The 19,609-nt window shown below is 46.2% G+C and carries 21 protein-coding genes; 5 read left to right on the top strand and 16 right to left on the bottom strand.

What is annotated here, in order from left to right; all coding sequences use genetic code 11:
* Window positions 1–43: 43 nt before the first annotated feature.
* The 3 genes from HPT30_RS29070 to HPT30_RS29060 form a co-directional block, all read right to left on the bottom strand.
* Window positions 44–1,411 (bottom strand): LLM class flavin-dependent oxidoreductase, encoded by a 1,368-nt coding sequence (locus HPT30_RS29070; protein ID WP_175374727.1) that lies wholly within the window; start codon window positions 1,409–1,411, stop codon window positions 44–46.
* Window positions 1,412–1,457: 46 nt separating this feature from the next.
* A complete protein-coding gene (locus HPT30_RS29065) occupies window positions 1,458–2,447 on the bottom strand; it encodes an aldo/keto reductase (RefSeq protein WP_175374726.1) in 990 nt (329 codons plus the stop codon).
* Between the two features lie 121 nt (window positions 2,448–2,568).
* Window positions 2,569–3,429, bottom strand: coding sequence for an ankyrin repeat domain-containing protein (locus tag HPT30_RS29060; RefSeq protein WP_066369978.1), 861 nt, complete (start codon window positions 3,427–3,429; stop codon window positions 2,569–2,571).
* A 281-nt stretch (window positions 3,430–3,710) separates the two neighbouring features.
* On the opposite strand from HPT30_RS29060, the gene HPT30_RS29055 reads away from it, so the two are divergent.
* Window positions 3,711–4,250, top strand: coding sequence for a GNAT family N-acetyltransferase (locus HPT30_RS29055; protein WP_175374725.1), 540 nt, complete (start codon window positions 3,711–3,713; stop codon window positions 4,248–4,250).
* 27 nt (window positions 4,251–4,277) lie between these two features.
* Here the strand turns inward: HPT30_RS29055 and HPT30_RS29050 are convergent, their stop codons facing one another.
* The 6 genes from HPT30_RS29050 to HPT30_RS29025 all read right to left on the bottom strand — a co-directional run bounded on the left by HPT30_RS29050 (window position 4,278) and on the right by HPT30_RS29025 (window position 8,920).
* Window positions 4,278–5,003, bottom strand: coding sequence for a serine hydrolase domain-containing protein (locus tag HPT30_RS29050; protein WP_246317512.1), 726 nt, complete (start codon window positions 5,001–5,003; stop codon window positions 4,278–4,280).
* A gap of 93 nt (window positions 5,004–5,096) precedes the next feature.
* Window positions 5,097–5,273, bottom strand: coding sequence for a hypothetical protein (locus HPT30_RS29045; RefSeq protein ID WP_175374723.1), 177 nt, complete (start codon window positions 5,271–5,273; stop codon window positions 5,097–5,099).
* Window positions 5,274–5,289: 16 nt separating this feature from the next.
* On the bottom strand, window positions 5,290–6,354 hold the full coding sequence (locus HPT30_RS29040) for a serine hydrolase domain-containing protein (RefSeq protein ID WP_175374722.1): 1,065 nt from the start codon (window positions 6,352–6,354) through the stop codon (window positions 5,290–5,292).
* 195 nt (window positions 6,355–6,549) lie between these two features.
* The gene (locus HPT30_RS29035; RefSeq protein WP_175374721.1) at window positions 6,550–7,416 is read right to left on the bottom strand and encodes a MetQ/NlpA family ABC transporter substrate-binding protein; all 867 of its coding nucleotides are present in this window, start codon (window positions 7,414–7,416) and stop codon (window positions 6,550–6,552) included.
* A gap of 53 nt (window positions 7,417–7,469) precedes the next feature.
* Window positions 7,470–8,138: a methionine ABC transporter permease gene (locus HPT30_RS29030; RefSeq protein ID WP_066370004.1), complete on the bottom strand. Its 669-nt coding sequence runs from the start codon at window positions 8,136–8,138 to the stop codon at window positions 7,470–7,472.
* Window positions 8,135–8,920 carry a methionine ABC transporter ATP-binding protein gene (locus tag HPT30_RS29025; RefSeq protein WP_175374720.1) on the bottom strand — a complete coding sequence of 262 codons (786 nt, stop codon included), beginning with the start codon at window positions 8,918–8,920 and terminating at the stop codon, window positions 8,135–8,137. Before HPT30_RS29025 ends, HPT30_RS29030 begins: the two co-directional genes overlap by 4 nt.
* Before the next feature lie 297 nt (window positions 8,921–9,217).
* Here HPT30_RS29025 and HPT30_RS29020 point away from each other — a divergent pair, with 297 nt between their 5' ends.
* Entirely contained in the window at window positions 9,218–10,582 is a 1,365-nt protein-coding gene (locus HPT30_RS29020) for an LLM class flavin-dependent oxidoreductase (protein ID WP_175374719.1), read from the top strand.
* 126 nt (window positions 10,583–10,708) lie between these two features.
* Here HPT30_RS29020 and HPT30_RS29015 read toward each other — a convergent pair whose 3' ends face one another.
* Together HPT30_RS29015 and HPT30_RS29010 are read right to left on the bottom strand one after the other, a co-directional pair.
* Window positions 10,709–11,056, bottom strand: a complete 348-nt coding sequence (locus HPT30_RS29015) for a VOC family protein (protein WP_175374718.1) — start codon at window positions 11,054–11,056, stop codon at window positions 10,709–10,711.
* A gap of 337 nt (window positions 11,057–11,393) precedes the next feature.
* On the bottom strand, window positions 11,394–11,825 hold the full coding sequence (locus tag HPT30_RS29010; RefSeq protein ID WP_175374717.1) for a DUF3888 domain-containing protein: 432 nt from the start codon (window positions 11,823–11,825) through the stop codon (window positions 11,394–11,396).
* A 206-nt stretch (window positions 11,826–12,031) separates the two neighbouring features.
* Here HPT30_RS29010 and HPT30_RS29005 point away from each other — a divergent pair, with 206 nt between their 5' ends.
* The gene (locus HPT30_RS29005) at window positions 12,032–13,021 is read left to right on the top strand and encodes an alpha/beta fold hydrolase (protein WP_175374716.1); all 990 of its coding nucleotides are present in this window, start codon (window positions 12,032–12,034) and stop codon (window positions 13,019–13,021) included.
* 80 nt (window positions 13,022–13,101) lie between these two features.
* Here HPT30_RS29005 and lgt read toward each other — a convergent pair whose 3' ends face one another.
* The 3 genes from lgt to HPT30_RS28990 all read right to left on the bottom strand — a co-directional run bounded on the left by lgt (window position 13,102) and on the right by HPT30_RS28990 (window position 15,186).
* Complete coding sequence (gene lgt / locus HPT30_RS29000) at window positions 13,102–13,899, bottom strand: prolipoprotein diacylglyceryl transferase (RefSeq protein ID WP_175374715.1); 798 nt, start codon at window positions 13,897–13,899, stop codon at window positions 13,102–13,104.
* 61 nt (window positions 13,900–13,960) lie between these two features.
* Window positions 13,961–14,758 (bottom strand): M56 family metallopeptidase, encoded by a 798-nt coding sequence (locus tag HPT30_RS28995; RefSeq protein WP_175374714.1) that lies wholly within the window; start codon window positions 14,756–14,758, stop codon window positions 13,961–13,963.
* Window positions 14,755–15,186 (bottom strand): BlaI/MecI/CopY family transcriptional regulator, encoded by a 432-nt coding sequence (locus HPT30_RS28990; RefSeq protein ID WP_175374713.1) that lies wholly within the window; start codon window positions 15,184–15,186, stop codon window positions 14,755–14,757. The genes HPT30_RS28995 and HPT30_RS28990 overlap by 4 nt, the downstream gene beginning before the upstream one ends.
* 426 nt (window positions 15,187–15,612) lie before the next feature.
* On the opposite strand from HPT30_RS28990, the gene HPT30_RS28985 reads away from it, so the two are divergent.
* Window positions 15,613–16,170, top strand: a complete 558-nt coding sequence (locus HPT30_RS28985; protein ID WP_246317510.1) for a GNAT family N-acetyltransferase — start codon at window positions 15,613–15,615, stop codon at window positions 16,168–16,170.
* Window positions 16,171–16,389: 219 nt separating this feature from the next.
* Window positions 16,390–17,823 (top strand): family 43 glycosylhydrolase, encoded by a 1,434-nt coding sequence (locus HPT30_RS28980; protein ID WP_175374712.1) that lies wholly within the window; start codon window positions 16,390–16,392, stop codon window positions 17,821–17,823.
* A gap of 114 nt (window positions 17,824–17,937) precedes the next feature.
* Here the strand turns inward: HPT30_RS28980 and HPT30_RS28975 are convergent, their stop codons facing one another.
* Window positions 17,938–18,612 (bottom strand): class I SAM-dependent methyltransferase, encoded by a 675-nt coding sequence (locus tag HPT30_RS28975; protein ID WP_175374711.1) that lies wholly within the window; start codon window positions 18,610–18,612, stop codon window positions 17,938–17,940.
* A 175-nt stretch (window positions 18,613–18,787) separates the two neighbouring features.
* A complete protein-coding gene (locus HPT30_RS28970) occupies window positions 18,788–19,609 on the bottom strand; it encodes an SDR family oxidoreductase (RefSeq protein WP_175374710.1) in 822 nt (273 codons plus the stop codon).

The following is a 19,609-nucleotide window of genomic DNA, read 5'->3' as shown; positions in this document are numbered from 1 at the left end:
TCTCTCCTTCTTCCAGCCCGCCGCCTTACCGTAGCTTCTTCCGTTACTCGCTTGCACCTTCCAGCGCTGCCTTTCGGGAAAAGCGGTTCTCCGGGCGGGAGAGGCCGAAGTGTCCTTGGAACGTATCACCTTCATATTCCGTACGGAAAAGTCCGCGGTCCTGAAGAATCGGAATAACTAAATCAATGAAGAGATCTATTCCACCCGGCATATATGGAGGGCAAATATTGAATCCGTCGGCCGCTCTTTGAAGAAACCATTCTTCCATCTGATCCGCGATTTCCTCTGGATCACCGACAATAAGCAGATGACCTCTTGATGTAGCGGCGAAGTAGTGGAACAGCTCACGCACAGTGATGTCCGCACGGCCTTCCGCTCGCTGTGCCAACGCAACAAGCCACTTGGCTTCGTCGCCTGAGAGGGTCGATAATGACAAATCCGGCAGTGGTCCGTCCAACGGATACGGGGATAAATCGATGCCAATTCTTGCCGACAGAGGTGCTAAATCGTAGTTCGTCACGAGCAGACTATTAAGCTCCCGGTACTTGGCATGCGCTTCTTCCTTGGTATGTCCAACGAGAGGAACAAGGCCCGGGAGAATAAATACCTCATCGGGATTTCTGCCATACTTTACGGCCTTTGATTTGACCTCAGCATAGAACTGCTTGGACACCTCAAACAGAATTTGTCCCGAGAAGACAGCACTTGAGAGCTTGGCGCCAAGATCGCGGCTGCGCTCCGATGTTCCAGCGTTCAGGAGTGGAATTTGTCCTTGCGGGGGCCGGGCCACGTTCAATGGACCAGCGACGGAGAAGTGTTCCCCTACGTGATTGATTCGGTGCACCTTGCTTCCGTCTACGAACACACCGCTCTCCTTGTTACGGACAAACGCGTCATCTTCCCAGGAATCCCACAGCTCCTGCACAATTCCCACGAATTCTTCCGCATAATCGTAACGCTTGGAGTTGTCCCAGTGCTTCTCACGGCTATAATTCTGCGCCGCACGCCCATCTGCGCCAGTGACAACATTCCATGCCAGCCGACCACCGCTTAGGTAATCAAGCGAGGCTGTCAGGCGTGCAATCGTATAAGGCTCCGAGTAAGTCGTGTTTGCCGTGACGATAAGACCGATTTTTTCTGTTACCGCCGCAATGCTGGCTATCATTGTGAACGGCTCGAGACGAACCATCTGTGAAGGAAAAGTATGCTGCATGTCCGGGCTTGTCGCCAGAGCATCCCCTAGAAAGAAGAAGTCGAACTTCGCTTCCTCCAGTCGCTGTGCGACCCGATGCAAGAACTTGGGATCGAACGCTCCATCCGTTACCGCTTCCGGCAGCCGCCAGCCTGCTGGATGGTAGCCCGTTGAGAACAGAAACAAGCCGAGATGGAGTTGTCGCTTGGTTTGAGTCATGATGTTCATCCTCCTGAATTTATTTTTTCTATATGAATAGTATGTTTTAGATCGAAAAGAGGCCAATACTGCGGGAGATACGGTCGAGCTCTGCAAGTTCCTCCAGCGTCAGCTTCTCTTCGACATGCTGCAATGCGTCCCGAATCTGTTCCGGCTTCGACGCTCCAAGAATAGCAGAGGTTACATAAGAATGACTTAGCACCCAGGAGAGTGCGAATTGAGCCAGCGTCCATCCTCTTCCCTCCGCCAGCGGTGCAATCTTGTCCACTAGCTCATATGATGGATTGGATTCGAGCAGCAGCTCCAGCCTTTTCTCGCCCAGCGCGAGCCTGGAGTCAGTTGGAGGTGCTTCACCTTGGCGATACTTGCCGCTTAGAATCCCCCTGCCCAGCGGGCTGTAACTAATAATGCCAACGTTCTCGGATTGAGCGAAGGGTACGAGCTCCCGTTCAATTCCTCTTGTTATAAGACTATACTCCGGTTGGACACTCTCGAACCGATGCAAATTATGAAGCGCGCTAACTCCGTGCGCCTTCGCCAATTGCCAAGCCGCATAGTTGGAGCAGCCCAGATAGCGGATCTTGCCCTGCTTGACCAGATCGTCAAGTGCCCGGAGCGTCTCTTCGACCGGTGTCTCGGGATCAAACGAGTGCACCTGATAAAGATCAATGTGGTCAGTCTGCAGCCGTCGCAGGCTGTTCTCCAGCGCTCGATAAATGTGGTACCGGCTCTGTCCGCCATCATTAACGCCCGGTCCCACAGGAGCAGTGAATTTCGTCGCAAGCAGAATGTCATCGCGGCGGCCGCGCAAGAGGCGGCCCAGAATGGCTTCGGATTCGCCAAGTCTTGAATAGTCGAGCGTATCCATCCCGCTTCCGTACACATCCGCAGTGTCAATCAGGTTAATCCCTGCTTCCAGAGCCGTATCTAGTACCGCTCCAGATGCTTCCTCATCAATCCATCTCCCGAACGCCATTGTTCCCAGGCTGACTTCGGATACCTTCACACCCGTTCTGCCTAATTTTCGATACAGCATTTTCGTATTCTCTCTCCTTTGGATACAACAAAAAGAACAGACATCGAGCGCGCTTCACAATTTCAGCGTCTCTCCGTCTGTTCGGTCGAGTTGTCGTATGTAAATGAATGGTAGTCCCTAATCAAATTTGCAGTAAATTCGCAGAAGCTGTATGACCAAGAGAGATTGCTAGTTCATAAGGCGTTTCACCACTAGCGTTCTTCTCTGTCTTATCGGCTCCATAGCTGAGGAATTTCTCAATAAGCGGCACGTTATCAAAATAAGCCGCGACATGCAAAACATTGAAGCCTTTTCTCAGTTCGCCTTCACACTTGGCATGAATATCGGCTCCAGCCTCTATCAGCAAGTCCACGAGATGCCCGTATCCACCGAATATGGTGGCGTGAATTGCCATATTGTTAAGACTGCCATCACGACTGCGAGCATGAATATCAACACCGTGACTAAGCAATAGCTCAACTGTCTCGGTATTTCCAAAGTGTGCGGCCAGAGAGAGTAGTGGAAATCCGTCGTGACTGTAGCTGTTCAGCAGCTCCGGAGAACGATCTAGCAGCTCTTTTACCCGTGAGCTATACCCAACGGCTGCGGCTTCGAATACGTTCAGCTTGCCCGCTCCGTTCTGAAGCAGCAGCTCTTTAATGTCATTTGCCCTCATGAAAGTAGCCAGCAGAACAGGAGTTTCCCCCTTTTTATTACTAGCGTTCACTAGACTTGCATCCTTGTGAATCAGTTCAGCAACCTTGTCGATGTCTCGGAGCTTAACCGCTTCGAACATCTCATTGCGCAGTCGCTGCAGGTTGTCAGCCTGTTCCCTTGCCCGCACCAACAGGTCATGGGAAGCGCGCACTCCCATATTCACAAAGTGGGCGACCGCTCGCGATCGATTGGATTCGAGCCCCGACTCGACAAGCAGATCTACGGCCTTGATGGCCTCTTCGTCTAGTCTGATGGAGAGCACTGCGGTACTTTTCTTCTTTGGCATGATTCTCCTTATCGCTTACATGTAATTTAAATTACAAAATTACTATAACATGAAGCTTAAAATTTGAATAGCGTTAAATTCATATTATTTTACTTTGATTTATTTTCACAACAATCCTCATTAATCCTTACAAAGATAAGAACTTGAAAATTGTGTATTATTTAGTTACAGTTTCAAAACGAGATTCGTCGATTTTCTAGCCCCCTCAGCCGCTACAATCCGCTTTCCTTTTTTAGATCCTTTCATCAAAAATAACTAGCCGATTATAAGGAGGTACAATCATGTTATATTTTGAGACAGCGAGATTGCTATTTCGTGACTGGGAAGAAGCAGACTTAGAACCATTTAGCCGACTAAATGCGGATGAAGAGGTTATGACCTTTTTTCCTAAAACCTTATCCTTCAAAGAAACAACTGCGTTCTATCAATCCATAATCTCCGAGTTTACAGAGTGTGGATTTGGGTTGTACGCTGTAGAAGTAAAGGAACAGAAAGAGTTTATTGGTTTTATAGGATTTCATAAGGCAACCTTTGAGGCGGATGTTACACCTTGCGTAGAAATTGGATGGCGGCTGAAAAAAGAGGCATGGGGAAAAGGATACGCGACTGAAGGAGCCGCAGCCTGCTTACAATATGGATTTAACACATTGGGGTTTAGCGACATTTATAGTTTTACTGCCGACGTGAATACTCCTTCGAAAAATGTAATGCAAAAAATCGGTATGAATTTTAGCTCAACCTTCAATCACCCGAAAGTTGAGCTAGACAGTCCTTTAAATAAGCATGTTCTATTTCATATTAATGCTGCTGAAGCGCGATGAAGGGATATCCAGTATTGCTTTCGTTCACTAGACCATCGACTTCACTATGTAATCTCGCACGAACGCCAAAGGTTTGATGGTATTCTCCAGCGTGCTTGTAAATACAATTACCGTTTGCAGACTTGGAATGACAATAATAAATTGCCCGCTTCTTCCCATCGCAAAAATCATTCTGTTGTTCATAGAAAAATCTTGCTGATCAGGTTCTAGCTTTGCTACCCACCAATGAGAAGCGTAATGGCCAATATAATCATAAGTCAAAAGGCGGGGCTCCGTAGATTCCTTAACCCACTCTGCAGATACAATCTGCTTTCCCTTCCACATTCCTTCCTGCAAATACAACTGACCAATCTTGGCCAGATCATACGGGAGCAGCCGAAGACCATCTGAGCCATAACTGATGCCTTTTGCATCCTCAAACCAGAGGTAATCCTCAATTCCTAACGGCCCCAATAAATATCGCTCAGCAAAAGCAGATGTTTTCATGCCCGTAGCTTTCGTAATAATCGCAGACAGGACATGAGAACATCCTGAGTTATAATTCATTCGACTGCCCGGATCATCCACCAGTGGCCTGTCGAATACAAACTTCACGATATCGTGGACAAACATTGGGGGCATGTAATTCCATTCCCCAAATTCCGGCCAGTCCAAGCCGACGCTCATCTGTAGCAGGTGTTCAATAGTGATATCTTTCTTGCGAGTGTCGACCTGTTTATCCAAGATTTTCGGAAAATAATTCTCCAACGTCATATGAAGCGAAGGTATGAATCCTTTCTCGATCGCGATCCCGATTAGAATGGAGATGATACTTTATCGAGTTTGTCCAGATACTCCTGATCCATGTTATGCTTCTCTGGACTTGATATTGGCCAAGTGTTTTTCTTTTGCACCGAAGTAGATCCTCTCATCACTTTTATTAGTCTTTTCCCATACGAGTGTTGTTCCAGACCTTGCAGGTCTGAGCTCCTTGCACAAAGATAAAATGAACATTATATCCGTTGATGATGATTGCCAGTTCATAAGGTCCACCCCCTATTTATTTTTTAAAATATTGTGATCTTATCATCTGTTCCGCCTTCCAATGAAGCTCCCATATATTACAGGTCTGGTTCCCCAGTATGACACTTGTCGTCTCGGTCTCTGGATAGTAGGCCAACATTGCGGCTACTCCCGCATTAGAACCGTCCTTGTACATGCGCATAAGCTTTCCTGCTTGATCATAAACAAAATGAAAACCATAACCGTTGATGATGCTTCCCCATTCATATCTCCGTACGTGCTCCGTTTGCGGCTTCATGATTTCTTCTGTCATCTCAGCAGATAACAACTGCCCATTTACCAATGCTCGCATGAAGAGATCCAGATCACCTACGGTCGTAAAGGCTCCCCCGTCAGAGGTACCTATTGGAGGAAATGAATAGATATTCTTTTTCCATGTAATTTCGTTATTCTTGTTAAAAATCGCAGCATAGCCTTCGGCCACCGCACTGTCGCCCTCATCTTTAGAGGCAAAAGATGTATTCTTCATGCCGCAAACCCGAAAAATGTACTGCTCAACAAAGTCCCGATAGCTCGTATTGGTTACTTTTTCGATGGCAAGACCTAGCAGGACGTACGCACAGTTGTTATAGCTGATGTCCGTTCCCGCTTTGAACTTTGGCTCTTTGTACGCGAACTGCGGGATGAAATCCCCGCACTCTCTTATCGCATAGTTAGGCTTCTCTATGAAGAGCTCTTCGTAGCTCTCCCCCAGTTCCTCGTCTGCGTCGTCAGCAATGCCAGAAGTGTGGGTAAGCAAATGCCTGATCGTAACATCTGTTGGAATTTTAGTACCCGTTAAATCGATGATATCCGTAATTCGCTCATTAAGCCCCAGCCTCCCCTGCTCCACAAGCTGTAGAATCGCCACTGCCGTGAACAGCTTCGTAACAGACGCCGTATCGAACATCGTGCTGATTGTATTCGGAATTTTGAAGCCTCTATGTGCAAAACCATACGCACGTGCGAACAAGGTGTGTCCCCTACCTTTAATCAAAGCAGCCCCTGCAAAATGATGCTCCTTAGCATACACGTTAAATAACGCATCCAAATGTTGTTCCATAGTATATCCCCCTCATAACATCCATTACTTAATTTTACTAATCAGTGCACTATATGTATTGGTAAAAAATACTTATATCCGTTCTTGATCAATCTTCGCTTAACTCCCCACAACGCAAAAAACACCGGCCGCTCTGCCACCAGGCAGAACGAACCGGCTTTTAATTTGACTGAGTGCGCGAAGCGCCAGCTGTCATTAGAATGCAGGGACAACCGCTACACCGTACTTGTCTTCAATAAACTTCTTCACTTCAGGCGAGGTTAGAGCCGCATCGAGTTTTTTGATATCATCGCGGTTTTCATCGCCACTGCGTACAACGATCACGTTGGCATAGGGAGAATCGGCGTCTTCACGGAAAAGTGCTGACGCCGGATCCAGGCCCGACTCCAGAACAATATTTGTGTTAATCAACGCGCCGTCCAAATCCTTCAGCGCTCGCGGAAGTGTAGGAACATCAGCCTCAACAAACTTCAAGTTTTTCGGATTTTCTACAATATCCTTTGGAGTAGCCTCATATGTAGTAAGTCCGTCTTTCAGCTTAATCAGACCTTTTTGCTGAAGCAATACCAGCGTGCGGTATTCGTTGGAAGGGTTGTTCGGGATACCAATTTGTGCACCGTCTTTCAGTTCATCGATAGATTTGATCTTCTCCGAGTAGAATCCGATCGGCTCCACATGAACCTTTGTTGTCACAGCAAAGTCATAGCCTTGCTCGCCCTTCACGGAATCAAGGTACGGTACATGCTGGAAGAAGTTCGCATCAATCTGCTTTTCCTTCAGCGCCGGGTTAAGCTGCCCTTCATCATCAAAGACAACGACATCCAGATCAATACCTTCCTCCGCCAGCTTTGGCTTAATGAAGTTCAGGATCTCAGCATGCGGTACAGCAGCCGATCCAATCTTGAGCACTGTCTTCTTAGCTGGTTCTTCCGCTTTGGCCGGGGTGTTAGCTTTGCTCTCCTTAGTGCCGCCATTGTTTGAGCCAGAACCGCAAGCGGTCAAAGCCAGCGTGAACAAGAGAATAAGTGCAGATGTCACTACATACGATTTTTTCATTTTCATTATAAATCCCTGCTTTCGTTTAAAGTATAGGTCCATTTCATGAAAACTGTTCTCTAGTCCATTTTGAAACGCTTGCGTTCAATCCGCTTGGCCGTATAATCCCCGGTCCACTGGATACTCTGCACAAGTAAGATAATAATGAGGACGGTGGCGAATAAGATGTCCTCCCGGAACCGCTGGTACCCAAAGCGAATGGCCAGACTTCCCAGTCCCCCTGCCCCGATCGCTCCGGCGACAGCTGTAAACTCTGTAATAGCAATGACAGCGATGGTCAGCCCGCGTATGAGTGCAGGCAGCGCTTCAGGAATAAGCACCCGAAAAATGATCGTAAATGGCGAGGCACCAATCGCTTTGGCTGCTTCAATCTTGCCTGTATCAACCTCCTTGAGAGAATTCTCAATAATTCGTGCCAGGAATGGCGCTGCAGCGATGGACAACGAGACAATAGCCGCAGTCGGTCCAAGCGATGTACCAACAATAAGTCTGGATAACGGAAGCAGTAGAACAATCAGTATGATGAATGGCAACGACCGTACTGTATTAATGAAGGTTCCGATGACTTTATGTACCGCTGGAGCCGGCAAAATTCCTCCTCTTTCCGTCACAACTACACTAATGCCCAAGGCAAGCCCCAATAATATCGCAAAGATCGAAGACCAGAACACCATATATAACGTTTGTCCCAGACCCTCCAATAGCAACTCATACAGATCGTCCTTCATATGCCTGCCCCTACCCCCTCCACGGCGAATCGCCTGCTCTGATACTGATGGATAATGTTTATAAAGCGCTGGGCCGTCTGACTCTCCGGATTGAAGAAGAGCTTATCGACCGTACCTGTCTCGACGATCCTCCCTTTCTCGATAACCGCCATCTGATTGCAGATATGCTGCAGCACATCCAGCTCATGTGTGATGAGCAAGATCGTCAACCCCAACTGACGGTTAATGTCCTTCAGCAGTTCCAATATGGAATAGGTTGTCTCCGGATCAAGCGCCGAAGTCGCTTCATCACTCAGCAGCACAGTAGGGTCATTAGCAAGCGCGCGGGCAATTCCGACACGCTGCTTCTGTCCGCCGCTAAGCTGTGACGGATAACTATTCTCCTTATCAGACAGCTGAACCAGATCCAAAATTTCTCTTACCCTTGTGCGAATATGCGCCTTGTCATATCCCCCCACCTCTAGCGGGAAGGCCACATTCTGGTAGACTGTTTTGGCATCTAGAAGGTTGAACTGTTGAAAGATCATCCCGATCTTCTGCCTTGCCTTGCGAAGCGCCGCACCCTTCAGTGCTGTGATCTCCTCGTCGCCGATCAAGATGCGACCCGTGTCGGGTTCTTCAAGCCGGTTCAGACAGCGAATCAGCGTAGATTTACCAGCGCCGCTAAATCCGATAATTCCGAAAATATCCCCTTTTCTAACATTCAACTGAATATTGTCTAGCACTTGGATAGAGCCTTGCACCGTGTTATAACTCTTGCTAAGTCCCTCAACGGTAATCAATGCTTCAACCTCCCTCTCGCTTGATCTTGGTTGTCAATTCAAAAGCTCATATGGTGTGAACCTATACTGTATTAGGTCTTAGACGAAGCCAGCTGTTCGACCACAACCCAATAGTAACTATTCCTAGTGTTTTGGTGTGTTTATTTCCAAAGTATAGGATCAGATCTTCCAAACGTCAATAGTTTTAAAATAAAATTCTATGCAAAGTTTAAATTGACACAACATCCATAAAGCGTTAAATTAATTCCAACTATTCTTATTGAAATATTTTATAGTAGAGCACGGAGGATGAATAAGATGACTTATAAACGACAAATCAAGCTTTCTGCCTACCTGGTTGGCACCGGAATGCACACCGCCTCCTGGAGATTGCCGCAAGCACAAGCGAACTCCAGTATTGATATCGACTACTATAAGAATCTGGCACAGATCGCAGAGCGCGGCAAATTTGACATTGCGTTCTTGGCGGACAGTCTGGCCATCAACGAAGTCTCACATCCTAATATCTTGAACCGCTTTGAACCTATCACACTTATTGCAGCCCTCGCTGGGGCCACCTCTAAAATTGGACTTGTCGCCACCGCCTCCACTTCTTACATTGAGCCCTTTAATCTGGCACGTTTATTGATGTCGGTGGATCATATCAGTAAAGGACGCGCAGGCTGGAACATTGTCACTACCCGGGATTTGTCCGGCAATACTGCCCGGAATTTTGGCGCAGAAGAACATTTGGAGCATAGTTATCGCTATAAGCGAGCGTCGGAATTTCTGGAAGTGGTTAAAGGCTTGTGGGATTCCTGGGAGGATGATGCTTTTGTATATGATAAAGAGAAGGGTGAGTTTTTTGACACAGCCAAGCTTCATCGTCTGAATCATAAGGGAGAGTTCTTCTCGGTAGAGGGACCTCTGAATATTGCCCGTTCACCGCAGGGGCGTCCGGTGCTGGTTCAGGCCGGAACTTCTGATGCAGGACAGAGCTTCTCTCTCCAGCTGGCTGAAGTTATTTTCTCCATCAAACATCATCTTGAAGATGCACAGGAATTTTACCGATCCTACAAGAGCCAATTGGCGCAGCAAGGGCGGGATCCTGAGAAGGTATTCATTTTACAGGGGATCTCCCCTATTATCGGGAAAACGGAAGAAGAAGCCGAGCAGAAACGGCGGCAGCTTGAAGCACTCATTACGGATGAAGCTGGCCTTCGCTTCTTGTCCGATTATTTTCCGAATATAGACTTTAGCGGCTACACTCTGGCTGCGAGAGCTCATGAGCTTGGACTACACACGGTTCAGCTATCCAAGTCCGATTTCAAAAAGCACCAGCCGTTCATCGCCCGAGATAATCCGACGCTGCGGGAGCTATATTCTATGCTTACAGGTGCTTTCAGCAGCAACGATCTGGTCGGTACGCCGGAGAAAATCGCGGATACGCTGGAACAATGGTTCCAGGAAGAAGCCGCTGACGGCTTTATGCTAATGGCCCCGTCTTTACCGGACGGACTAGAGGATTTTGTTAACCTGGTCGTTCCGATTCTGCAAGCAAGAGGACTGGTTCGTACCGAATATGAGGGTAATACCTTACGTGATCATTTGGGTCTGTCCATTCCTGCGAACCGCTATGACGAATCAGCCTATGAAGTGATTGGAAATCAGACTCGTTCTTAAAAAAGTTGAGGGCAGGCAAAGGATCGGCCGCAGCAAGCGTCTCCGCTCTCTCGGCTTTACTTGCCTGCCCTCATTTGTACTACTGGCTTTCATGTCGCGTTAGAGCTCAATAGCCAATAAATACAACTATCTCTCCCAAAGCTCGACCAGTCGACCGTCAGGATCTTCAATCCATATAAATTTTCCAAACTCGCCACTCTCTTTTTTCTTGGCAAGTGGAACACCAATTCGTTCAAGATGTTGAATAGTCTCGTCTAAATTATATACCTCAAAATTTAACATCACTTGTTGTTCTGTTGGAAAATAACTGTCATCCTCGGTAAAGAAAGAAAAGATCGTCTCATTTCCGGATTGAGGCTTTATCATCGTTCCATTCCAATCTCCTATTTCTATCTTCAACACTTCACTGTACCATTTTTTCACAACTTCAATATTCTTAGTCCTCCAAAATACGCCTCCGAAACCTTTTATCATTGGATTTAGCTCCTGTCTGTTAAATTATAGGGATCTCTATTAGACGAACCTAAGAACCGAACGTAAGGCTCGGTCGTCACTACGGTGGAATGTTTGGACTTCCGGTCGCTGTTGTCCCCAGATTTCTTCTTTATAAACCGCTTCTAGCGGTTGAAATCTGGAGAGCTTATGCTTCCGGTGCGAGCTTTCCTGCGGAAAGCTTTCAGGCGATCGCTTCGCTCCTTCAGTTCCAAACTTCCCCCTTCGTTCCTTCTCGCTGTTGTTATTTTCTTTTGTTAGTCCTATATATTACATTAAAATTCGTGGTTTAAGGGTACGTTCCTCTATCCATGTTCCATTACTTTAATAAATCCTTGTAATTAGGAGGGAACTCATGGGGATTCGGCCCTTTCAAATGTTCGAATTTCTTAAGCTTCACCCCGAAAGGTGATACCTGATATGTAAAAACATCCTCTCCGACAGGGATATGAGGACCAACTACTGGGGTTGCATCAAGAGTAATTAGAAAATTAAACCCGCGAAATCCATTAACTCTTTCAGTATGTGTAACATCAACATAATAAGGGTACAAAACAGGCGGAGCCGTTAATGTATTGGAATAGACCTCTGCAAGTTTTTCGTCCATATACGGTAACAACTGCAGGACAAGCATATCTTGTAGCTGTAGTTCTCTCGAATCCTCTGTTGGCTGTTCCCCCACTGCGTAGCAATATGAAGTCTGCGTTATTCCCATCGAAACAACGAGTATCATTATATGAATGAATCGCATCTTATCCCCCCTTAGTTTAGTCGTCTAAAAAACATCCGATTTTCCAATAAGTTACCCAAATCAAAAGGGGGCTATCCGTTCCGTAGTTTCTTTTTACCTATTCATATTCAGTTCATATTAAGGTCATGAAGAGTACATGTTCGTTGGTTAGACTGATTGCAATGGCTCTTTCAAACAGCTGAATATACAGATCAGAATAGGAGAAGATGACTGTGACACAGACAGATGTAGTAAAAACGAGGAATGGATCGATAGCCAAAAAAATAGGGAAAATCTCTCTTATAGTAATTGGCGGAATTATTGCAGCCGTCATACTTTTTCTAGCAATTACTTTTATTGCTGATAAGATTAGTAGCAAAGCGGAGGAAAAGAAGTTAGAAAACGCTTATGGCCAACTAGTACCTGTAGACGGCAAAAAAATGAACGTATATATTGAGGGATCAGGCGAAGAAACCATCGTGCTCCTTCCCGGCTATGGAACTGCAGGTCCAGCTTTAGATTTCAAGCCGCTGATCGCTGAACTCTCTCCACACTATAAAGTAGTCGCTGTAGAGCCTTTTGGTTATGGATTGAGTGACCCGACCGATAAGGAACGCACTACAGATAATATTGTGAGTGAAATTCATGAAGCTTTGCAGCAGCTCGGCATTAACCGTTTCATTCTGATGGGGCACTCCATCACAGGCATATACGGTTTGGATTATGTCAACAAATATCCTAATGAAGTCACTGCCTTTGCCGGAATCGATACCAGTGTACCTACACAAGGCGGAATGGACACTAAATTACCAATACAAGGATTTAAATTTCTTAATAAGTCTGGTCTGCTCCGATTGATACTGAAGGTGGGCAGCGACCCTTATGCTTCTCTAGGCTATGATGAACATACTAGAGAACTATTAAAAATGCTTTCGAACCGAAATAGCAACGAAGACACAACCTTGAATGAATTGAAGAATCTTTATGACAATTTCGTGGGTGCCCGCAAGTTAAGCTTCCCGCCAAATCTGCCTTTGATTCTCTTTGTAGCCGCTAATAACACAGGAGTGAAAGATTGGATTCCGCTGCACGAAGAGCAAATTAAACAATCTGAACACGGGAAACTGGTGAAGCTTGAAGGAGACCATTATTTACACCACACCCAGTCCAAGGCGATTGCTGAGAACTTCCGAGCGTTCATGACTGAAATGAAGTAGTTATAAAACAGCGTCCTTAAAAAGATCATTAAAACGAGCCACTAGAATTAATCTAGCGCTCGTTTTTTCATCATTATGAATCAGATTCCCTTCCCTGCACCCGCAAGCTGCACTTTACTCCGGTCATGCAGAACCAGATAAACAATCAGGCCTACGCTGACCATAATCACGCTGAAGCTGGTCCACTGACCTGCTGTCCAGTTAAACATGTACCTCGGTGAATCTCCACGCAGCCACTCCAGGTTAAACCGCCCGAACGAATACAAAATATTGTAAGCCAGGAACAGCACTCCCGTTGGCCATTTTCTATTCTTCAGCAGAATTAGAATGACGAATACAACCAAATCCCACTGCCCTTCCCATATTTCTGCTGGCCAAAGCGGCTGGGAACCATAAGCATCATATGCCATTGATCCCGGAGGATAAACAAGACCAAAGCCCGATCCGGTCGGTGAACCATACGCATCTCCGTTAAGGAAGCAAGCAATTCTGCCGAGTGACTGGCCTAGAATAATCGCCGGGGCGAGAAAATCTGCAAATTCCCAGAAGGATAGCCGATGCTTTTTCGTATAATAGATGATAGCAAGAAAACCACCGATTAGTGCGCCTTGAATAGCAATGCCACCCTGCCAAATATACAAAATCTCCATTACATGCTGCGAGTAATACCCCCATTGGAAAAAGAACACATGCCAGATCCGTGCAGACACTATCGCCCCCACAGCCACATAAGGCACTATATTGAAGATATGCTCCCGATATATGGTCCCTTTAGCCAAATAATGAGCCATCCCCAGCGCCAATAAAACAGCCAAGGCCACAATGACCCCATAAGAGTGAACCTCATAATTCCCGATTGTAAATAAAACAACTCTCATTCGAATACCCTCCTGTTAATCAAACTACAATATGTAGTACAATAGTGTAAAAAAAGGGGACTTACGTATCCCCGCCCAACATGAGCAACAGCAGCATGGATATCGAGAACAACAAGGGTCTAAGCAATGCTATCTTAACCTTTACCGTCTCATTCGGCTCCAGAACCTGCATCATACGATAATTCAAAGCGGATGCTGCAAAATGTACGGCTACAGCAGGCTGAATCTTCCCCCACTTGGATAGCTTCAATAGAACTTTTGCCAGATGCAGCTCGGTTCCCATCCGGGTCATGACAAATCGATCAGCCAGCAGTTCTGTCCACGTCTCATAGTAACGAAAAATTGGCTTCATGATCGGCCAGTAACCGAAAGCCTCAGTAAACAGAGTCATCAGAAAAAGCTTCACATTATCGCGATTGCGGCAATGATGCCACTCGTGCAGCAATATAGCCTTGACTTCCTTGTCGCTGAATTGTTCGAGGACATGGGTAGAGATGATAATCTTCGGTTTGAGCATCCCCATCGCCAGCGCTACAAAGGCTTCGTCCTGCACGACTATAATTTCCGTCCCCAAGCTGCGGTATTTGTAATTTAGCGCCTTAGTTAATTTGTCGTGCTTCATGGAGCCGAATAGCCTGTTCCATTTTCGCGATAAATACGCTTGTGCTGTGATTCGCCACGTCACCCGGATAAGCGTATAGGCAATAATTAGATCGAATGCCCAGTACAACATGATACATGCCTTAAGACTACTCTCTCCAACTTGGCGGGTAACGAAGATTCCCATCTGTACACTGAACACAGCGATGAAGACGAGCATAAGCGCCGACATCCATCTTAGCTTCAGCCGAGCACTCATTCTTTTTTCCCTCGTTTGATCTCACCCAATTTGCGTTCCAGCTTAGCGATAGTCTCAGGATCTACCTCGTCCAGCGCATCAATCATGTGGCTTACGACAAGACTGCCGTATTCTTTGATTAGCCCATGCGATACAGCTTTCGTCTGTTCGGATACAAACTGTTCTCTCGACTGTACAGTACTGAACTGTGCCGCTTGGGTTCTACCTGTTCCGACCAGCACTTTCTTCAGATGCCCTTTACTCTCCAAACGGTTCATCACCGTCATCACAGCGTTCACCGAAATGGGGCTTTCCTGATTCAGGATCGACTGCACTTCCTTAATCTTGAGACCCTCAGAGGACCAGAGGATGTCCATAATTTTAGCTTCGAGCGGCCCAAAAAAACGATTCAGCCCCTCACCGCCGACATTCATTTTCTTAATCTTCATGACCATCACGCTCCATCATACTACGGATTGTAGTATAGTATCCTCCTGTTGTCAATCTGCACGTAGTTAATCATTATATGGCTAGATAAGATGAACTTATGATCCGAAACGTAAGGCTCGGTCGTCATTACGGTGGAATGTTTGGACTTCCGGTCGTTGTTGTCTCCAGATTTTTTTGGTTTATATCGCTATTCGCGGATAAAATCCGGAGACAAAGACGAGCGCTTCGCTCCTACAGTTCCAAACTTCCCCCTTCACTCCTTCTCTCTTTTTCTACATTCTTTTGTTCATCTTTTATAGATAGTTTCGTGTATAAAGATCAGCTATATCGAAAATGTACCCATACCAATCTGCATTACTATTTTAAAATGGGGTGAGCACATTAACGATTTACTCCTACTCCTACTCCTACAAGAAAGAGGTCTTATGATGAAATTAGAAGTTACCCTGACTAGTCACGACGAAGCATACATTATTAAAAATCTATATCCTCTCTACTTATACGACCTTTCAGGACATTATGGTCTAACTGAGGGTCACATCCCTAATATACATGGGATCTTTGAAGATGGTCTGGAGTTCAGAACATTAATGGATCAATACGATGTCCAGAACATCTGGTGGGAAAAACCGGGATGCCTGTATCCTTTTTTAATGAAAGTCGATAATATCCCCGCTGGATTTGCGCTTATTGCTACTCCTCCTCACTGTTCTGAAGGAACGGACTATTTTGTAAACGACTTCTTCTTGATGCAACCCTTCCGAGGAAACGGTATTGCCGAGCATGCCGCAGTTCAAGTGTTTGACCATTTCAAAGGTCAGTGGGAGCTTTTTACCAATCCATCTGAGCGGAACATAGTTGGACACAAATTTTGGAGAAGAACGGTTTCGAATTATACCCTAGGGAATTACGTGGAATATCATGGGAATACTTGGGATGGACATAAATTAATATTCAGATTCAATAATCATCCATCAAGCTAAGAATGACAGCATTAGTTTAAGATCCTCTCATTATAAAAGCGCTTACACATACTGTAAACTGATGTTGGATCATAGTTTACAGTATTTCCCATGTTAAAATCCAAGGGGGTGGAGATTAGAAAATTATCGTTTTGTGGTTACCCAGCAGGCTTAGAGTAGAAATTCGAATCTGCAGATCGGGAATGTATTACCAATACATGTAACGAGGAGGTAACACTTATGAGAAAAAAATTTTTGCGTCTGCTTTTGACAGGAACCATGCTGTTGTCCGTTTTGCCTGCGTTCAGCGCCTCTTCTTCCGCCTCGGCTGAGGAGATCACCAAATCTGGAAATCCTATTTTCACTAGTATCTTTACCGCTGATCCCTCAGCGCATGTGTGGAATGACGGACGAATTTATGTATACGCTTCACATGATATTTTCCCTTCCAGGGGCAGCGACTTAATGGATAAATATCACGTCTTCTCATCAGACAACATGGTGGATTGGGTGGATGAAGGAGAGATTTTGCGTTCTGATGATGTGCCATGGGGACGTCCGGAGGGCGGTTTTATGTGGGCGCCTGATGCGGCTTACAAAGACGGAACTTACTACTTCTACTTCCCTCATCCCAGTGACACGAATTGGAACAATTCCTGGAAAATCGGTGTAGCAACCAGTGATAAACCGGCCGCAGATTTTACCGTCCAAGGCTATATTCAGGGACTTCCCGGCAGCAATCTGATCGATCCTGCGGTGTTCCGTGATGACGATGGCAGTTACTACCTTTATGCCGGGGGCGGTGGGACAAGCTATGGCGTCAAGCTGGGAGCCGATATGGTATCGATCGACGGCCCGGTCAAGCAATTCTCCGAGCTGCAAGACTTCCATGAGGCTTCATGGGTCTTCAAACGGAACGGTATCTATTACTTAATGTACTCCGACAACAATCCCGGTGCCAACAAGATGCGGTATGCTACCAGCAGCAGTCCGCTTGGACCATGGATCAATCGCGGCGTGATGCTGGACCCGGTTACCAGCAGTGAAACAACGCATGGTTCTATCGTGGAGTACAAAGGGAATTGGTATCTGTTCTACCATAACTCCAAAATCTCCTCAAACGGCACGCTCCGTTCTGTCTGTGTAGATCAGTTATTCTTCAACCCAGATGGAACCATCCAAAAGGTTGTACAAACGACCGAAGGTGTTCCAGCTGTCGGGCCACGTTCCAATGCTACGGAAGTAAAGTATTATGACTTAATTAACGAAAATTTTGATCAATACACTCAGAAGTCCGAATATCCGGTAACCAGCAGCAACGTCACCGTCGGGGGCGGGGCTGTTCTATCCGGTAACAGTGTTGAAAATATGCATATCAGCGGTTCCTACCTCCAGTTGTCTGGCATCAATGGGGGCACGAACGGCGGCAAGGCATTGCTTACCGTGCTTTATGCTTCCGGTGATAGCGGTGCGGCCTTTAAGGTAGACAGCAGCGGGGATACGGCTGGAGATGGTTACTTCCTCTCTCTTCCGGGTACAGGAGGCTGGGGCAATTACACCGGCCGGTCGAACCGGCTGATCGATCTGCAACCAGGTACGAACAACGTAATTAAGCTGAGCGGTGGCATGGGCGGCGCTAACGTCTCTCGTGTGATCGTGTCGCGGATTCCGTAAATTCCTTAAGATAGAGCTAGAAAAGCCACATCCGACGTTATTTCGGGGACTGCGACAGGTTGCTAATGGAGAGCCTTTTGCAGTTCTCTTGTGCTTCTTCACAGTTAAATTCAATTACTTCAAGTTGAAAAATACCGTAAACTCGTTATAGCTATATACAACATTCACCTCTGCAAAACCGGCAGCACGCAGCCATTTAAGTTGATCTTCTACGGTAGCGTTGATATCTTGCTTTCTGCGTAAGATGGAAGCTTCAATGGCTTGTTCTGCTAACCCCGACTTGAGCACGTCCTCTTCCCACTGTTCTTTATACCGATTATCGAAGTAAGAGGATGAACCCGCTGCCTGATCTGCATTGATGAAGATACCGCCACTCGTGAGGTGATTGAATATCTTTTGAAAAAGAGTGCTTTTATCAGGGTGAGTCAAATGGTGAATGGACAAGGAAGAGAGGATAATATCATATTGCTCCGTGAACGGATAATTACAGTAATCGGCTGCTATGTACTGAACATTCGGATCATTTCCGAATCTTTGACGAGCCACCTTAAGCATCTCTTCGCTTGTATCCACCAAGGTCAACTTAGCGTTCGGGTAGCGCTGTTTCGCAAATGAAGAGAATAGTCCCTTTCCTGCTCCCAGATCCAGTATTCGTGGCGTGTCTATCTCCGTGTTCATCCAAGAAACTGCTGCACCATAGAAATCATCAAAGCAGGGAATCAATTGACGCCGCTGCAGATCATAACTTTGAGCTACCGCATCGAATTGTGATTTAAGCAAATCGTTCATATAATCTCCGCCTCTTCTCTTAAATAATGCTGACAATTTCATTCTATAGACACGAGGTTAATTATGGAAATATATAAGAGCTATATCCTTAATAGGAATTATATATAGGGCAATCACACAAAATACACCGCCACAGCCTCTCAGCTAAATGACGGTGCATTAATCTTTCCGTGGATTACAAGTTATAGTTGGATGCCACTGTTTCCAAGAACTGCTCGATCGGAACAGACTTTCTGAAGGCTACCAGATCTTCGGTGGACTTACCGACAAGTGTGCGGAACTGGTTACTTTCGCCTGTCGCCAGCTTGGCAATTGCGTTTACGATTTCTTGCGGATCATCGGATGGACTTTCGGCCGAGCGCTCGAAGCTTTCTTTTACCTTAGCGATAATGTCATCATAAGCTCGAATGTCTTCACTTTGACTCCAAATGATGTTGTTCAAGAAATTATTGCCTGCCGAACCGCCTTGTTCGATCAAATGCAGCCCAATGTTGAGCGGCTTCAATTCATAGTACAATCCTTCTGTCAGCCCCTCCAAAGCAAACTTAGACATGTTGTACAGCGATCCGATGGGCACAGCCGTGGTCACACCCATGAGCGAACTGATGTTAATGAACTTGCCACCCCCATTTCCCCGAAAATGCGGAAGGAATCCGCGAATGACATTGATCGGACCCCGGACATTCACGGCGAATTGCCAGTCGATGGTTTCTTCTTCTGCAAGCTCCAGTGCACCGTAAGCCCCCATTCCCGCGTTATTGACAACGACATCGATTTTCCCAAAAGCTTCGGTTGCCTCCTGTACTGCGCTACGCACTTGCTCCACATCTGTTACATCCAGCTTGAATATTTTAATGTTGCTGTAAGTCGTCAGCTCGGTCTCTTTCTCTGGGGAACGCATCGTTGCTGCCACATTCCAGCCCAGTTTCGCAAAATGAATCGCTGTTAATTTTCCCAAACCACTGCTTGTTCCGGTGATAAAAATGGTCTTTGACAT

This window comes from Paenibacillus agri (assembly GCF_013359945.1).
GTDB classification, from domain to species: Bacteria; Bacillota; Bacilli; order Paenibacillales; family Paenibacillaceae; genus Paenibacillus_AQ; species Paenibacillus_AQ agri.
This window is presented reverse-complemented; position numbering and strand designations above follow the sequence as displayed.

Bases quoted from the DNA above. Each gene is read 5' to 3' on its own strand.
- HPT30_RS29070 (WP_175374727.1), bottom strand. From the start codon at position 1,411: ATGACTCAAACCAAGCGACAACTCCATCTCGGCTTGTTTCTGTTCTCA.
- HPT30_RS29065 (WP_175374726.1), bottom strand. From the start codon at position 2,447: ATGCTGTATCGAAAATTAGGCAGAACGGGTGTGAAGGTATCCGAAGTC.
- HPT30_RS29060 (WP_066369978.1), bottom strand. From the start codon at position 3,429: ATGCCAAAGAAGAAAAGTACCGCAGTGCTCTCCATCAGACTAGACGAA.
- HPT30_RS29055 (WP_175374725.1), top strand. From the start codon at position 3,711: ATGTTATATTTTGAGACAGCGAGATTGCTATTTCGTGACTGGGAAGAA.
- HPT30_RS29050 (WP_246317512.1), bottom strand. From the start codon at position 5,003: ATGACGTTGGAGAATTATTTTCCGAAAATCTTGGATAAACAGGTCGAC.
- HPT30_RS29045 (WP_175374723.1), bottom strand. From the start codon at position 5,273: ATGAACTGGCAATCATCATCAACGGATATAATGTTCATTTTATCTTTG.
- HPT30_RS29040 (WP_175374722.1), bottom strand. From the start codon at position 6,354: ATGGAACAACATTTGGATGCGTTATTTAACGTGTATGCTAAGGAGCAT.
- HPT30_RS29035 (WP_175374721.1), bottom strand. From the start codon at position 7,416: ATGAAAATGAAAAAATCGTATGTAGTGACATCTGCACTTATTCTCTTG.
- HPT30_RS29030 (WP_066370004.1), bottom strand. From the start codon at position 8,138: ATGAAGGACGATCTGTATGAGTTGCTATTGGAGGGTCTGGGACAAACG.
- HPT30_RS29020 (WP_175374719.1), top strand. From the start codon at position 9,218: ATGACTTATAAACGACAAATCAAGCTTTCTGCCTACCTGGTTGGCACC.
- HPT30_RS29015 (WP_175374718.1), bottom strand. From the start codon at position 11,056: ATGATAAAAGGTTTCGGAGGCGTATTTTGGAGGACTAAGAATATTGAA.
- HPT30_RS29010 (WP_175374717.1), bottom strand. From the start codon at position 11,825: ATGCGATTCATTCATATAATGATACTCGTTGTTTCGATGGGAATAACG.
- HPT30_RS29005 (WP_175374716.1), top strand. From the start codon at position 12,032: ATGACTGTGACACAGACAGATGTAGTAAAAACGAGGAATGGATCGATA.
- lgt (WP_175374715.1), bottom strand. From the start codon at position 13,899: ATGAGAGTTGTTTTATTTACAATCGGGAATTATGAGGTTCACTCTTAT.
- HPT30_RS28995 (WP_175374714.1), bottom strand. From the start codon at position 14,758: ATGAGTGCTCGGCTGAAGCTAAGATGGATGTCGGCGCTTATGCTCGTC.
- HPT30_RS28990 (WP_175374713.1), bottom strand. From the start codon at position 15,186: ATGAAGATTAAGAAAATGAATGTCGGCGGTGAGGGGCTGAATCGTTTT.
- HPT30_RS28985 (WP_246317510.1), top strand. From the start codon at position 15,613: ATGATGAAATTAGAAGTTACCCTGACTAGTCACGACGAAGCATACATT.
- HPT30_RS28980 (WP_175374712.1), top strand. From the start codon at position 16,390: ATGAGAAAAAAATTTTTGCGTCTGCTTTTGACAGGAACCATGCTGTTG.
- HPT30_RS28975 (WP_175374711.1), bottom strand. From the start codon at position 18,612: ATGAACGATTTGCTTAAATCACAATTCGATGCGGTAGCTCAAAGTTAT.
- HPT30_RS28970 (WP_175374710.1), bottom strand. From the start codon at position 19,609: ATGTCAAAGACCATTTTTATCACCGGAACAAGCAGTGGTTTGGGAAAA.